The sequence below is a fragment of the Aquabacter albus genome, from assembly GCF_040049275.1.
Classification (GTDB): Bacteria; Pseudomonadota; Alphaproteobacteria; order Rhizobiales; family Xanthobacteraceae; genus Aquabacter.
In genome coordinates, this window is the sequence record NZ_JBDZDT010000022.1 from 13,776 (window position 1) to 29,510 (window position 15,735).

Genomic DNA, 15,735 nt, shown 5'->3' on the forward strand with positions numbered 1-15,735 from the left:
AACACTTTGGGACATGGCTGAATACGGCATGAGCAAGCCACATAAGCTTGCGAGCGTGACCGCGCAAATTGTCCCGGACCGGAATACGAGCCTGCGGCGCATGTCATGCCTCCCACGATGCCCGGTTGGTGCAGACTTAAGAGGAGCGTGATTGGAGTTCGAGCGTCAGCCGACCGCATTAAAACACACCCGGCGGCTTCGAAGTAGTTTTGAATTCGTCCAGGGTGAAGGAGCCGATGGCTGGCAGGCTTATGAGGGGACGCCGGTTCCCGACGCCCGCCGCAAGGCCGGCATGCGCGGCGCAAGCTTCATTCGGCGACCGCATCCAGAGGGAGTTCGTGCCACGCACGGATGATCAGAACTTCACCTGGAATTGCCCCACGACAGCATTCTGCGTGGCCGAAGAGGCGATCAGGCCGTCGTACTTTACGCTCAGCCTGGCCTGGGACGTGATGTCGTAGGTGAGCCCGACCCCCACCGCCAGCGCATCCACGGCGATGGGCGCGCCCAGGATGGTGAAGGGCGACGAGCCGGAGGCATATGTCATCACGGCCTCGGGCGTGGTGTCGCCGAAGGCGTGCTGCCACCCCAGAACGAAGTTTGGCGTGAAGGTCCGGCCCGCGAGGCTGACCGTCGTCGCGCCTCTCACGCCGAGTGTGGAGTAGAGCGTGTCCATGGACCCGCCATCCACCACCAGGGCGGAGCTGGACCCTGTCTCGGTCGCGGACCCGCCATCGAGATGCAGGTAGGCGAGGCCCGCAAAGGGTTCGAACGCGATGCCCGCCACCGGCACATCGTAGGCGATCTCGCCGAAGAGCTGCGCCGTGCCGGCCGAATAGTCGCTGGAATTGGCGCCCGTATAGCCGGGGAAGGCCACGGTGCGCGAGACGGAAACATCATGCCATGCATAGCCGGCGCCCAGCCGCAGGGCGATGGGGCCGTATTGGGCGCCCGCATAGAGGCCGAGGTCGTAATTGTCCATGGAGCCGGATGAATTCCGGTCGGAGACGTCGAACCACGACTGGCTGAAGCCGCCATAGGCACCGATGCGCCAGTTCTCCCCCACCGCAGCATCGACGCCGCCGATGGCGCCGCCGATGGAATTGGAGATGGTCGCGGCGTTGCCGTTGGAGAACGTGTCACCCCAGCCGCCGAACGCCTGCATCCACATCACCATGGCGAGGCCGCCGCCAAAGTCCGCCGTCTGCGGGCCGCCCGCGGCGTAGGGGAGCGGCACCGGCGCAGCGCCGCCAAAGGCCTGCCGAAGGCGCGCGCCCACCGCGTCGCGCGTGTAGACCGACTGCTGCTGCATCACGGCCGCGGCGGAGGCATAGATCTCACCGGAGAGCGCATCGAACGCCGCGAAGGCTTCGCCTTTGAGCTGCGAGGCCATCGCGTCATAAATTGGGTTGCCCGCATGAAGGCTTTCGGTGCCGGCGGCGGTGGAGCGCTCGTTGAACGTATAAGCCTCGGCGGCGAATGGAATGTTGTTGCGGACCAGCGTCATGTCCACATAGTTCGCGCCATAGGTCAGCAGCGGATCGAGGAAGGCGAAGTTGGAGCTGGCCGAGGAGAAGCTCCCCGTCACCCCGCCTTCGGCCGTGAGGATGGTGAATGTCCAGGAATTGGCGTAGCTGCCGCGGCCGCCGACGACCTGCACCGTGCTGCCCGGATTGATCTGGACGCTTCCGGCCACGCTGATGAGATCGTTGATGTTCGAGGGCTGCACCTCTGCCCGGTAGGCGGAGCCGCCCTGGAACACCGCATTGCCCGCCACGCTGAGCGCCCCCGGCGAATAGCCCGGCGAGACCGTGCCGCCATTGCCCACCGTGAGCTGTCCAATGGTTCCGGTGCCGCCGAGCATGCTGCCGGCGCCGATGATGAAGGCAACGGGTGTCGAGACACCCGGGGAGAGCTGCACGTTCGCGCCGTTGAGCGTCACGGTCCCGGTATAGGTGGAGCCGTTGAAGAGCGCGGTGCCGCCGCCCTGCAAGGTCACGCCACCGGTGCCGCTCAGCAGCTGCGGGAAGATGTAGGTGCTGGAGAGGTCGTAGGCCAGCGTGCCGTAATTGACGATCGGGCCATTGACCCAGCCGGAGGTTCCGCCATCGCCGACCTGGAGCGTCCCCTGGGAGATCAGCGTCCCGCCGGTCTGGTTGAAGGTGCCCGTGAGGATCACGGTGCCGCTGCCGGCCTTGGTGACGCCGCCGGTGCCGCTCACGGTGCTGGAATAGGCGCCGGTGGAGTTCTGATCGAACAGCAGTTCGCCGTTGTTGAGCACATTGCCGATGATGCTGGCGGTGTGCCCGGCCAAGGTGCCCGCGGCAATGACGATGCCGCCCATGTAGGAGTTGCCGCCAGTGAGCACGAGGCTCCCTTGCCCGGACTTCCACAGGGTGCCCGGCCCCGACACGGCCCCGGACAGCGTCAGCTGCTTGTTCTCCTGCACATTGAACGTGCCGCCGTGCTCACCAAGGGCGACCGCGCGCTCGGATTTGAAGCCGGATGTGGCCGACAGCGTGCCGCCGTCGATGAACAGGCCACCGGACCGCGCGCCGAGATTGGCGTCCGAAGACACGGAGAGGACGCCGTGGAGAAGCCGCGTGCCTCCCTCATACGTGTTCTCACCCGAGAGCAGGAGCGAACCGGCGCCGGTCTTGCTGAAGCCGCCGTCGCCGGAAATGGTGCCTCTCAGGGCGAGCGCCACGCCCTCTGCCACATGGATCGTGCCGGTATTGACCGCCACATGGCGCTCGCTCTCGAAGGAGGCGGTCGTCGACAGCGTCCCGCCCTGGAGCCTAACGACCGAAACGGCGTTGCCCAGATTGGCGTCCGAAGAAACGGCGAGGGTCGCCTTGGGCCCGACGACCGTGTCACCAGTGTAGGTGTTCGCTGCCGTGAGCGTCAGGGTGCCGGGGCCGAGCTGAGCCAGGCTGCCGCTGCCGGAGACCTGGCCACCGAAGCTGATCGTGTCGGCGCGGTTGAAAGCGAGGGTGCCGTTATTCACCACATCGCCGGACAAGGTGCCGGTGGTGCCGCCATTGCCCACCTGGAGGCGGCCTTCCGCGATCACGGTTCCGCCGGAATAGCTGTTGGTCCCCGCGAGGATGAGGGTGCCGGCGCCGGTCTTGTCCAGACCATCGGTGCCCGTCACGGGCCCGTTCAGGGTCAGCTGGGCTCCGCCAGAGACCGAAATGATGCCGCCGCCCTCCAGTTCGACCGCGCGGGAGGTCGCGAAGCTCCCTGTGATGGCGAGCGTGCCGCCTTCCAGGGTGAGGGTGGAGCGGTCGGAGCCGAGGTTGGCATTGGCCGACACCTGGATGGCGCCCCCCTTCGAAACCAGCGTGCCGCCCGTATAGCTGTTTGCGCCGGTAAGGATCAGCGTGCCGGTTCCCACCTGCGCCACCGCGCCCGCGCCGGAAATGGCGCCGTCGAAGGTCACCGTGTCGGAGCGGTAAAAGGCCAGGACGCCATTATCGACCACGTCCCCGCGGATGGAGCCAGTCGTGCCTCCCTGGCCGACCACAAGCGTCGCGCCGCTCAGGGACGTGCCGCCCGTATAGGTGCTCTCGCCGGTCAGGCTCAAGACGCCGCCCGCCACCATGAGGCGTCCCGTCCCGGTGATCGTGCCGTGGAAAACGGTGCTGGCGCTGCTTGAAATGGAGAGGGTATTGCTGGAGAGGTCCACCCTGCCTGCTCCCGAAAGGGAGCCGATGGTCTCGGACGCGCCGAGCGCGAGGCGGCCCGCCGCCTCGACGGTTACGTTGGACGCATCCGGGATGGCCGAGCCGCCCTGGACCAATAACGTGCCTCCGGTAATGACCGTGTCGCCGCCATACGTGTTGGAGCCGCTGAGGACCACCGTGCCGTCGCCGTCCTTACGCAGCGCCCCGTTTCCGGAAATGGAGCCCGAGACCAGGAAGGTGGCGCCCCCGTCCGCCGACAGGGTGCCGCGCGTGTCCAGCGTGATGGCGCGGGCCGTACTGAAGGAGCTGGAGGCGGAAAGCTCGCCGCGGGAGAGGGTCACGCCTTCGCCCGCCCCGCCCAATGCCCCATCGGCGCTGACCTTCAGGATGCCGCCGTCAATGAAGGTGCCGCCCGTATAGGTGTTGGTGCCGGTGAGGACGAGGGTGCCCGCCCCGATCTTCTTGAGGCCGCCCGTGCCGCCGATGGGCGCGCCGATGGTGGCGGTGACGTCATATCCCTCCACCCACAGCACGCCTCCATTGTTGAAGGCGAGGCCGGAATCAGCGCGGCTCGGGTCCGCGGTGAGCACAAAGCCGGAGGTCACGAACTCCAGCTTCTCGAACGATTGACGCCCCTGAACGGCGACCGTTCCCGCCGTCCCCGTGAAGATGCCGACCTCCCCGCCCCAGGGGATCGTGACCCCCGCGGCCGGCTCGTTCCAGGTCACGCTGGTGGAGGACCACGTGCCGGAGCCGCCCAGGGTCACGCCGTTGGCGCTCCAGATCTGGAACGGGCTCAAATCCCTCAGGACGACGTTGACCTGGCCCGCATTGCTGGTGTCGATCTGGCCCGTATAGCCCACAGGCACGGAACCCAGCGTCAAAGCGTTGCTTAAGGCGCCCGTATAGGTGAAGGCGCGATAGTAGCCGGCGCCGTAGACGGCATCGCCAGCCACGGTCAGCGTGCCGGAGGCGGAAAGGTTGCCGTTCACATGCGCGACGCCCGAATTCGCCAGGGTGCCGAGGGTCAGGATCGTGCTCGACCCGGCCGCCAGATTGAGATTGTCGGTGAAGAGGGGCGAGCGCAGGGGATTGTCGGTGCTGGTGACGCCGCCGTGCAGCGTCGCCCCGGATGACACCTGAACATCGCTGCCGATGGTGCCGTATCCGACAAGGGCTGAGCCGCTCGCCACCGCGAGCCCCGCCGTGGTGAGCGAGCCGCCATAAAGGGCCAGCGTTCCACCCGAAACCGCAGTCGGCCCGCTGATGCTGCTGGTGCCGGTGAGCGCGACCGTGCCCGCCCCGGCGACGGTGAGGCCGCCCGAGCCGGTGATGGCGCCGCTGAGCGTCAGCGTGGTGCCGGAGGCCGTGGAGATGATGCCGCCTAAGGCTCCGAGCGTCACTGCGCGCGCGGAGGTGAAGCTCTCGTTCACGGAGAGCATGCCGCCATTGATGCCCACCCCGCCAATGGCCGCGCCCAAATTCGCATCGGCGGAAACCAACAGCGTGCCGCCATTGATCTGGGTGCCGCCGGTATATCTGTTGGTGCCGGAGAGGGTCAGCATGCCGGCGCCGGTCTTGGTGAGGCTGCTCGTCTCCACCTCGTTGGCAGTGCCGCTGAGGGCCAAGGTCACGCCGGGTGCCACATTGATGGCGGACGCGGCGGAAAGCTCCAGATTGCGGGCGCTGGCGAAGCTGGCGGCGGCGGAGAGGGTGCCGCCCGCGAGGCCGAGCCGCCCGGATGCCGCGCCGAGATTGGCGTCCGAGCTGACGATGGCCGTCGCTCCGGACGAGATGAGCGTGCCGCCGCTATAGCTGTTCACTCCCGCAAGCGTAGTGGTGCCCGCCTGGAACGCCACCTGGCCGCTACCGGAGATCACGCCGTTGAAGGTGCTGGCGGTGTTGGTGTTGAACACCAGCGTCCCGTTGTTCAACACATTGCCGACGATCGAGCCGGCGGTCCCGCCATTGCCGAGGAAGAGGCTTCCCGAATTGATGGTGGTGCCGCCGGTATAGTTGTTATCAGCCGTGAGGTAGACCGCCCCGCCCCCCGCCGTGATGGACAGGGCACCGGTGCCCGTGATGGTGCCTTGCAGGACGGTGTTCCCTCCGGGCATCACCGCCAGAGTGCTGTTGTTCACAACATTGCCGGTGAGGGAGCCGCTGGTGGCGCCATCGCCGAGCTGCACGGTGCCGCCGGAGATGGTGAGGCCGGCAGAGAGGCTGACGGGCCCCGTCAGGGTCTGCGTTCCGCCACCCACCTTGACGAGTGCGCCACCCGAGATGCCGCCGGAGAACGTGGCATTCCCCCCGTTCGCGCCCAAGGTCAGGGCGTTGCCGCCGAGCACCACCGCGCCGGCGCCGGAGAGGGCGTTGAAAGTCTCGCTTGCGCCGAGCTGGAGCGTCCCGCCTTGCCCAACGAAGACAGCCCCGGAATCTGCGATGGCCTGGCCGCCGGAGAGCAGCAGCGTGCCGGCGGTCACATTGGTGATGCCGGTATAGGTGTTCACACCCGAGAGCCTGAGGGTGCCGCTCCCGGCCTGGGTGAGCCCGCCCGCGCCCGCGATGGTGCCGGAGAAGGTGCTCGCCGCCGCGCCCGTGACGGTGAGCAGGTTCCCGCCATTATTGATGGCGCCCGAGCCGTCGATGCTGGCGAAGGCGACGCTCTGGCCCATGTTGAGGGTGCCGGAGGCAAGCGTGAGCGCCACTCCGGCCTGCACCACCGTTCCCCCCGTGAGGGTCACGGTGCCGCCATTGATGGCGAGGGTGCCCATGCCGAGCTGGGCGCCCTGCAAGGTGAGCGCCCCGGTGCCCTGCTGGGCCAGGATGCCAGCGCCGAACACGGTGCCGCTGAAGGTGGAGCCGACGCCGCTCGTGCCCACCGTCAGGATGTTGGATCCAAGATTTACCGACCCTCCGCCGGCCAGCGAGTTGATGGAGGCAACCGTGTTCAGGGTGAAGTTGGCACCCGCGGCGACCGAAACGCCGATATTGTTGTTGAAAGCCCCGGCCGCGCCGGCGACGAGGGTGCCGGCCTCGACATCGAAGGTGCCGGTGAACGTGTTCGCGCCCGTCAGGTTCACCGTGCCCTGGCCGGTGAAGCTCAGGGCGCTTCCGCCGGTGATCGGCCCATTGACGGTCAGCGTTGTGCCGGCCAGCGCCTCGATCTGGGGCGCGGAGAGCGGCGTGGTGCTGCTGACGGAGAAGCCGCCAATGGTCATGCTGGCGGTGGTCTGGAGCGTGCCGGGGCCGTTGAGCGCGAGCGTGCTCCCGAACCCGCCGAGCGTCCCTCCTTGCGAGATGGACATGGTGCCGCCCGAGATGACCCAGGCGAGCGGATTCTGATTGGTATTGGTCAGTGTCCAGCTTCCGCCGGTCACGGCATACTTCGTAAAATTGTTGAAACCGTTGCCGATCTGGCTGACGTCGAAGCTGCCCGGGGCAGTGCCGCCGAAGGCGAGCGTGTTTTGGCCCGACACGACGTTGACGTCGCCATTGATGACGAAGCCGGCCTCCAGCGTCAGCGTATTGTTGAAACCGTTGATGTCGACGGCGTCGGCGTGGTCGGTGGAAAAGGGGTCGCCGCTCAGGCCGCCGGTCACGCTGCCGTTTGCGGTGATGGTGATGGAATTGTTGTCGCCCGCGATGATGAGGCCGGTGCCGCCAGCGCCCGTATCTCCATAATCGCCGCCGCCGCCCGGGCTTCCTCCCGAGCCGCCCTCCACGTCGCCGTTGATCACCAATGTGGCGGAGTTCCCGGAGAGGAACAGCCCCGTCCCGCCATTGCCGCCGCTGCCGCCGGCTCCCCTGATGACGGTGGGAATCCCCTCGCCGTGAGTGATGATATAAGTGGCGCCGTTTCCACCATCACCGCCCTCGCCGCCGGTGACGGGCAGGTTGATGACGACAGGTGCCGAACCGTTGGGCGTGATGGTGGCGCCATAGCCGCCATTCCCGCCGGACCCTCCGCCGCCGGCAAAATAATAGATGGTGTCATAGCCCGGGCCTTTGCCTTTGGTCCCCGAGGCACCCTCTCCGCCGTCCCCTCCAAGTGCGACGGTGGGAGGCGCACCGTTCCCCATATAGCCGTGAGCGCCGCCGCCACCACCGCCACCGGAGCCGCCGTCCGCCCCCTCGATCCCCGGCTGCCCGGCGCCGCCTATGCCGCTCGAGCCCGCCGCCGTGCCGCCCGCGCCACCGTGGCCGGGCAATGGGCCCTCGGAGTTGATGACGCTCGCGTTTCCGCCCATACCGCCGGTCGTGCCGGCACCGCCGCCGCCGCCGCCTTCACCAATGCCTTTAGGTCCACCCCCGCCCACCCCGCCGGGGAAGCCCGGCCCTGCGGGAACGTTAATGCCCTGGTCCCCGACCCATGGCGGCCCCTCCTGCGCGTGCGCCGGCGCCACAGTCAGCAGGGCAAGGGACATAGACGCCGAGGCCAGCAGAGCCGCGCGCAGCCTGCCACCTTTCGAGAATGACACCGAAGCCATACGCAACCCAGACATGGATCCCCCACCCACCCCGTCGGCTCTCTCCGCCTTATCCCCAGGCGAAAACAGCTCTTTCCTCACCCATGGCTTATGCCCAGATCATCCAGACGAAAGCCCTGAATCCCGACGTGCGCGGCAGCAATGGCTTGCGAGGAGGTGAGATCGACCTACGGGGAATACAGGGGCCATCGCAGGCGGGCATCCAAAGTGCCATGCACCGGACGCACCGCCCCACGGGCGCACGTTATACCGTCGCATCAAATCACGCCCCCCAGCGTTACGATCTCAACCGAGGTTAGTGGTACTCAGCTCCATTCTCAATGGCGTTTATCGCCTTCTTGGAGGATGAGGCGCCGCCATTGCGTATCGGCTGGTACAGATGGAATCCTCTGATTGCCCTTCATGGATGCGACCCGCTGGAAGCCGCGATCAGCGACGTCCCAGCCGGTCTGGGCATGCCTGTCCGTTCTCGAACGTGATGAGGTTCGCCAGCTCCGCGCCCTGCTGGGGCGCTGCCATGGGGCAGGCAATGCCCGGAATCACCGCCACGTCGAACATTTCCCGGATGTGGGTGTCGAACCAGATCCATTCCTCGATCCGGCCGGTGGCGAGATGGATGATTGCCAGGCCGCAGCGCGGCGTCTCGTTGCGCGCCTCCAGCTCTTCCTGGAGAGGGAGCCCCTCGAAGACGATGTTGCGCGGTAGCGAGAGGGTCGCGAGCGCATAGCCGTCATGGATGGCAAGTCCGCGCAGGAAGCCGGGGCAGAAGGCGACATCCTCCCGGCGCCCGGTGGCCGGATCCACCCGGACCAGATAGCCGCGGCCGGAATCCAGCAGGTAGAGCGCCCCGTCATGGACCCGTGGAGAGTGGGGCATGGAGAACCCTTCGGCGATAATGGAGCCGTCCTCCAGCCGGATCAGCACGCCCCCGCCGCGCCGTCCCGCCCGCCAGCCCTCGGCGGCATCGCCGCGTCCGCAGGCGGTGACATAGCTGACAAAGCCGTTCTCCAGGCCCACCCCATTGAGGTGGCAGCGGTCATCTCCCGTCAGTTGCGAGACGAAGGAGGGCTTCCAGACGGGCTTGAGGCTGTGGGTCGCGCTCAGCGTGGCGAGGCAGGAATAGCGGGTCGCTGCAAAGACCAGCCGCCCGTCCGCCTCGACCACCATCTCGTGGATATCCACCTCGCCCGTGACGTGCGCCGTGCGCGGCACATAGAGGGCGTCGAACTGGTGGTTGGCACGCTCATCGGGGCCGAGCACATTCTCGAACCGCCAGATCTTCAGCGACGAGCCGAGGAACAGCCGGCCGGGCTCAGACCAAAGCCCCATGGCCCGCCCGAAATCACGCCGGTACAGCGAGATGGTTCCATCCGCGAAGCGCCCCACCAGGAAAAGCTGCCCGGCCTGGTAAGAGGACAAGGCGATGCTGGTCCGATGCCGGGCCAGCCATTGGGAGAGGCCGGGCGAGCATTTGACGGCCGCGGCCTGCAGCGGCCCTTCCGTCTCTGTCCCGGACGCCATGGTGTTCGTCGAAGACGCCACGTCACACTCCATCCACGCGACGACATAGCCGGCGAGCGTTCGCTACATGCTGGCTGGATGGGCAAACGGGCCCGGTCCGTCAAGCTTTGCCGTGCATCTGACCGATCCGCGCGGCCATTGAAGTCATCGAGATTTGGCCATGGAGGTGCCACTTGCACGGCCTCTGCGGGCACGGCGCTTAATCCACCAGATGACGACACCGGTGATCGACAGGCCCGCCACCGCAAGTCCGATTGCCGCGATGAGGATGCGTCCGGGCAGCCCGGCGATCCGGCCACTGTGGATGGGAAACTGGAGCTGGAGGAAGGTGTCGCCCGCCGTGCCGGCGCGCGGAACCACGTCGCCGATGGGAGCCGCGGTGCGGCCATCGAGATAGAGCCAGGGGCTGCTCATCATGGCATCGCCGCTGCCAAACCGGACGCCGAAAAGGCCGAAGGCAGGGGAATAGAAGATATAAGTTGGCGGCAGATCCCAACCGCGCGCACGTGCCTCCGATTCCGCCCGCGCCAATGCGACGTCATACGAAATGCTTCGCTCCAGCGGTTCTGCGAGGAGAGCGCCTGAGAAGGGCGTCGGAGTAAGCGGCGAAAACAGCTTCACCACTGGCTCGAAGACCTGCGTGCGCAGGTTCATGGCGATCGAGGACACGGCCACGATGATGAGGAGCACGAACAGCCACAGGCCGGCGGCCCGGTGCCAGTCGAGGTTCAAGCGGAAGGTGCTGCCCCCCTTGATGGTGAACGCGCTACGCCATTTGCGGAAGAACGGGCGCCCTAGCGGCAGTGTCAGCGCCACGCCGATGAGACTGTCAAACAGCCAGAAGAGGGCCACTGCGCCCATGATCAGGACACCCAGGGCCCCCGGCAGACTCAGGCTGTGGTGGAAGTCATAAAGAAATGGGACGAGGCGCTCGCGGGAAAAGCAGCAGGCTCCCCATGTGCGCATGCCGAGGATTTCCCCGCTGACGGGGTCGAGGCTGAACCAGTCGGCGGCCGGATCTCCTCCGGAAGCCCCGGCCGGGGGACCGGGACGCGCCATCGCGCGCAGCTCCACCGGGCCGCCCAGCGTGCGCTCCAGGCTTATGGACCACACCGACAGGCGTGGGTCGCGTGCCTCCACCTTCGATGCGAGCTGTTCCGGCGACAGCAGCGGGCCGTCGGCTTTGGCCGCATAGAAGGCGGGGTTCAGCAGCGCGTCCAATTCGCGATTGAACGCAATGAGGCTTCCCGTCAGCCCGGCGAGGGTCAGGAACAGGGCCGTCGTGAGCCCGACGTACCGATGGATCAGCACCAGCACGGGGCGGATCTTCCAGGTGCGGCGGGCCGGCATGGGGGCGGCGTGCGCGTCTTGCGCCTTCGGCGATGCCGTGATGCCCCCGGGCCGGCCGCGGGACGAGGTCACCAACGATAGGCCAGGGTGCCGTAGACGGTGCGGCGGGTTCCGTAGATGACCGAGTTCCAGTAGAAACCGGGCGTGTAATAGTCGGTGTCGAAGAGGTTCGTGCCCGAGATCGAAAGCGTGGCGCCCTTCAGCCGCCTGTCCAGCACGCCCAGATCATAGCGCAGCGCCGCATCCACCAGCGTGTAGCCCGGCACGCTCACCTGAAGCCCGGAAACGGTCTCCATCACGGCATAGGAGCTGCCAATATAGCGCACGCCACCACCGAGCCCGAGCCCGTTCAGCGCGCCATCGCGGAAGGTGTAGTAAGCCCAGAGCGCCGCCGCATTCTGCGGCACCCCCGAGGGGACCGTGCCCACCTTGCTTGTCCCGAATTCGTTGGGATTGTCTTGCGTGACCTCCGCATCGAGATAGGTGTAGGAGGCGATGACATCGAAATTGCTCGTGATGTTGGCCTTCCCCTCCAGCTCGAAGCCGCGCACGCGCACCGCCCCGTCCTGGACCGAATAGCCGAAATTGATCGGGTCGTTGGTCAGGACATTCTGCTGGGTGATCTGGAACACGGAGGCGGTGAACAGGCCGCGGAAGTTCGCGGGCTCATACTTGATGCCGGCCTCGTACTGCTCTCCCGTCGTGGGCTTGAAGGAATTGCCCTCGAAGTCCGTTCCCGCCACGGGCTGGAACGATGTGGAGTAGCTCGCATAAGGCATGATGCCGTTGTCGAACTTGTACCCGAGCCCGACGCGGCCGGTGAAGGCGGAGTCGGTCGCGACCGCCTCCTCGTCGGTGAAGCCGAAATCGGCAAGGAGGGTGCGGGAGTTGAAATTGAACTCCTCGTTGCGCACCCAGTCCTGCCGCGCGCTGACGGTGAGGAGCCAGTTGCCGAGGGTTATCTGGTCCTGCGCATAGGCGCCGATCTGCATCAGCTTGCTCTGGGTGTCGGACCAGGGCAGGCCGAAGTCGTAGGCGAAGTTATAGTTCGGCGTGAAAATGCTGATGGCGTTGTAATTGGTGGAATTGGTGCGCGTCTCCGTGGCGTTGTAGTATCCGCCATCCACGCCGACGAGCACCTCATGGCCGAGGGGGCCGGTGTTGAACGTGCCCGTCAGCCTGTTGTCCATGAGAAAGCTGTCCGACGTCTTCGGCCGCAGTTGGACGCCCACATTGATGTATTGCCCGTCCACCACCGCGAGCGTCGCGTCCGAGCCCCAGGCCGAGTTGAAGTTGATGTCGGAATGGATGTAGCGGGCGTTCTGCTGGAACCTCCAGCCGGTGTCGAACTCGTGCTTGAACTCGTAGCCGAGCGAGGTGTTCTCCACGTTCCAATTGGTCAGGCCGGGCGCGCCGAGATAGAGGCTCGGGGAGATCTTCGGACCCAGGTCGAAGACCGTGTTGGCCATGGGAAGGCTCTGTTCCGAGCCGCCCTTCTCCGTCTTCTGATAGTTCGCGAGAATGGTCAGGCTGGTCTGCGCATTGGGCTGGTAGGTGACGGCCGGCGCGAAATAGATGCGGTTGTCCGGCGAGAAGTCGATCTGGGTGCCGCTGTCGCGGAACAAGCCGGTGAGGCGGTAGAGCCAAGTGCCGTCGGACGTTGCCGGGCCGCCGATGTCGAAGGCGCCCTGCAGCCGGTCGAAGCTGCCGCCCAGAAGCTCGATTTCATGCAGCGGGATTGCGGTCGGACGCTTGGTGATGGCGTCGACGATGCCACCGGGCACGCCGGCACCGTAAAGGGCGGATGCCGGCCCCTTCACCACGTCGATGCGCTCGAGGCCGTAGGTCTCGATGTCGGAATCATAGGCATTGAAGCCGGAGCGCAGCCCGTCGCGATAATAGGCGGCCTGGTCGATTGCGCGGAAGCCGCGCAGGTAGATGTCCGGCATTCCCTGCCCGCCGGGATAATCCACGACCCGAACGCCGGGTGTATAGGCCACGGCCGCGTTGAAATCCTGCACGCCGCGCTGGTCCATCTCCTGGCGCGTGACCACGCTGATGGACTGGGGAATGTCGATGATCGGCGTGTTCGTCTTGGTGCCGGCGCTGGTGGCCAGGGCCACGATCTGCTGGTCATCGCCGAGACCCGTGACCTCGATGGCGCCAAGGGCGATGGCGCCGCCCGCATCCGCGCCCCCCGCCGCAGCCGGCGCGCTGATGGTGACGGTGTTGCCCCGCGTGAATCGGTAGACGAGGCCGGTGCCCTGGAGCAGGCGCGAGATCGCCGCTTCGGGCGTATAGGCCCCGCTGAGGCCTACGCTTCTGCGTCCGGCGACGAGGTCGGACGGGAAGAGGAGACGCAGCCCGGCCTTGTCCGCGAACGCGGTGAGCGCTGTGCCAAGGTCCTGGGCCGGAATGTTGAAGGATATGGCCGCGGGCGGCGCGCTTTGAGCGCGCGCAGGGGCCGGCAGCGCGGCGCCGAGGACGAGGGCCACCGCCGCCGACCCCAGCCAGTTCATCCGTCGTGCCGCCCGCGCCCGTTCCACGTCCATCTTGAAAGCTCCCCTGTGCAGCGCGCGGCATGCAGCCGTCACGCGTCCCAAAGGCAAGGACGAAGCGGGCGCGGAGAACTTGCAGCGCGCGGCGCGTTTTTTTTTTGATGTGCCCGGTCAGAGGATGACGTTGACCAGCGGCAGGCGCAGGACGCGCACCGGCAAGGTCTGCTCGATGGTCTCCAGAACCGACTGCGGATCATTGAGGTCGAACACGCCGGTGACTTCCAGCGCCTTCAGGCTGCTCCCCGCGATCACGATTCGGGTGTGGGTGTGCCGCTGCAACTCGCTGACGACATCTTCCAGGGGGCGCCGGTTGAAGATCAGCTTGCCGCGCCGCCAGGCCGTCGCCATGCCCGCATCTACGCTCTGCGGCGCAGCCACCCCCTGGAGGCCATATCGCACGGCCTGATCTGCCCGCACCATCACGCCCTCGGGCGATCCCCCGTCGATGCCGACCGCCACCGTGCCCTCGACCACGGTGACCGCGACGCTCTCCGCGCGCATGTCCACGTCGAAGGCGGTGCCGACGGCCCGGGTCCAGCCGTTGGCGGCGGCGACGACGAACGGGCGTGCCGGCTCTGGCACGACCGTGAACAGCGCCTGGCCTTCCAGCAGCCGCACGCCCCGGCGCAGGCCGGAATAATCCAAGGCAAGGGAAGTGCTGGAATTCAGCCAGGCCCGGGAGCCGTCGGGCAGCACCACTTCGCGGGCTTCGCCCACCCCGGTGGAATAATCTGCGAGGATTCGTCGCCGGAGCGGGTCCGACGCCGCGGCGCCGAGGCCGATGGCGGCGAACACGCCGCCTGCGATGAGGGTGCGGCGGGTCAGCCGGCCCCGTGTCGCCTTGCCGTCGGCCCGCACACGTCCGCCGGCGGCGCCAAGGCCCTCCCACAGAGCTTCGGCCTCCCGCGCGGCAGCCTCATGCTCGGGGCTCAGGGCGCGCCAGGCCAAAAAGCCGCTGCGCTCGTTTTCGCCGGCCGTGCCAGAGTTCAGGCGCACCATCCAGTCGATGGCCTGATCGCTGAGGGCAATATCCGCAAAAGGTTGGTGGCGCGAAACACTCATCAGTCGCGTGGCGTGCCCATCAGAGCGCCCTCAGGCTGTCGCGGCAATGGCGCAGCGCCTGGGCCAGATACTTCGCCACCATACTCTGGGACACGCTTAGCCGTGTAGCGATTTCCGCATGGGAGAGGCCGTCGCAACGGTTCAGGAGCAATGCGGTGCGGGGCTTTGGAGGAAGCGCCATGAGGGCACGCACAAGAGCGCGCAATTCGTCGCGGTGAAGGGCATAGGCCTCAGGGGAAGGGGTCTGGTCGGCGATCTCGCGCAAGACGCCTTCATCGCTGAGGCATCGCGAGGTGTGGCGCTGCTCCCGCCGCAGGAGGTCGATGGCGATGTTGCCGGCAAGACGGAGAAGGAAGGCGTGCTTGTCGTGCACCCCGGCCGGCTGCTCCGCCATGGTGGCCAGCCGGAGCCAGGTTTCCTGCAACGCTTCTTCCGCAAGGTCGCGCGATCCGGTGCGACGGCTGAGATGCCCGCGCAGGGTCTTCCACTGGAGCATGTACGCCAGCATCAGATCCGAGGAGGCATAAGGTGTAACAGCCATTGAAGCTGATCAGTTCGTGCGATCTTCAACCATTTTGATGCTTAGAGAGTCGGGCCGACTCCTGCAATATCAATGATTTAGAGTAATAATAAATAGAAGATCTGAAATCGCAGCCGTACTGAAAAGCCAGCATCCTGTCGAAGACCCGTGGGGGATGGTTTCTGTCCCGCCGGACCTCGCCGGATATCCTCTCGATCGTCTGACAAAGGCATCGCGGAGCGAGAGAACACGGTCTGCGAAGCGTTCGGCCGGCGCGTCACGGCCGCCATATGGCGCGGCCTCTTCTGGTGATCGTCCGGCAGATTGTGGATGCCCTTGGCATAGGGCTTCGCCGCTCCAATCAGCCTTGGCCGCGACGCCCCGAGCGCAGGGGAGGGGCCCGCAACCTTATTTCTTGCTATCAAGACAACGCAAGAAGGCCGTTCGCGTGAGCGAACGGCCTTTTTGGTTTGGGATCGTGATTATGGGCATTTGTGCGATTTTTGTCTTCCGGTCATGTCCTTTGCAGGCCTGGCAGCGACCTACTC

General features: G+C 66.5%; 6 protein-coding genes. All 6 read right to left on the reverse strand.

All coding sequences use genetic code 11. The features are described 5' to 3' along the window. Positions 1-355 precede the first annotated feature (355 nt). A complete protein-coding gene (locus tag ABLE91_RS28355; protein WP_348935911.1) occupies positions 356-8,113 on the reverse strand; it encodes an autotransporter-associated beta strand repeat-containing protein in 7,758 nt (2,585 codons plus the stop codon). Positions 8,114-8,605: 492 nt separating this feature from the next. Further along, positions 8,606-9,718, reverse strand: a complete 1,113-nt coding sequence (locus tag ABLE91_RS28360) for a TIGR03032 family protein (RefSeq protein ID WP_348935912.1) — start codon at positions 9,716-9,718, stop codon at positions 8,606-8,608. 123 nt (positions 9,719-9,841) lie between these two features. Continuing rightward, entirely contained in the window at positions 9,842-11,014 is a 1,173-nt protein-coding gene (locus ABLE91_RS28365) for a PepSY-associated TM helix domain-containing protein (RefSeq protein ID WP_348935913.1), read from the reverse strand. Positions 11,015-11,115: 101 nt separating this feature from the next. Next, positions 11,116-13,599, reverse strand: a complete 2,484-nt coding sequence (locus ABLE91_RS28370) for a TonB-dependent siderophore receptor (RefSeq protein WP_348935914.1) — start codon at positions 13,597-13,599, stop codon at positions 11,116-11,118. A gap of 117 nt (positions 13,600-13,716) precedes the next feature. Then, the gene (locus ABLE91_RS28375; RefSeq protein ID WP_348935915.1) at positions 13,717-14,667 is read right to left on the reverse strand and encodes a FecR family protein; all 951 of its coding nucleotides are present in this window, start codon (positions 14,665-14,667) and stop codon (positions 13,717-13,719) included. 19 nt (positions 14,668-14,686) lie between these two features. Beyond that, positions 14,687-15,208, reverse strand: coding sequence for an RNA polymerase sigma factor (locus ABLE91_RS28380; protein WP_348935916.1), 522 nt, complete (start codon positions 15,206-15,208; stop codon positions 14,687-14,689). Positions 15,209-15,735 lie beyond the last annotated feature (527 nt).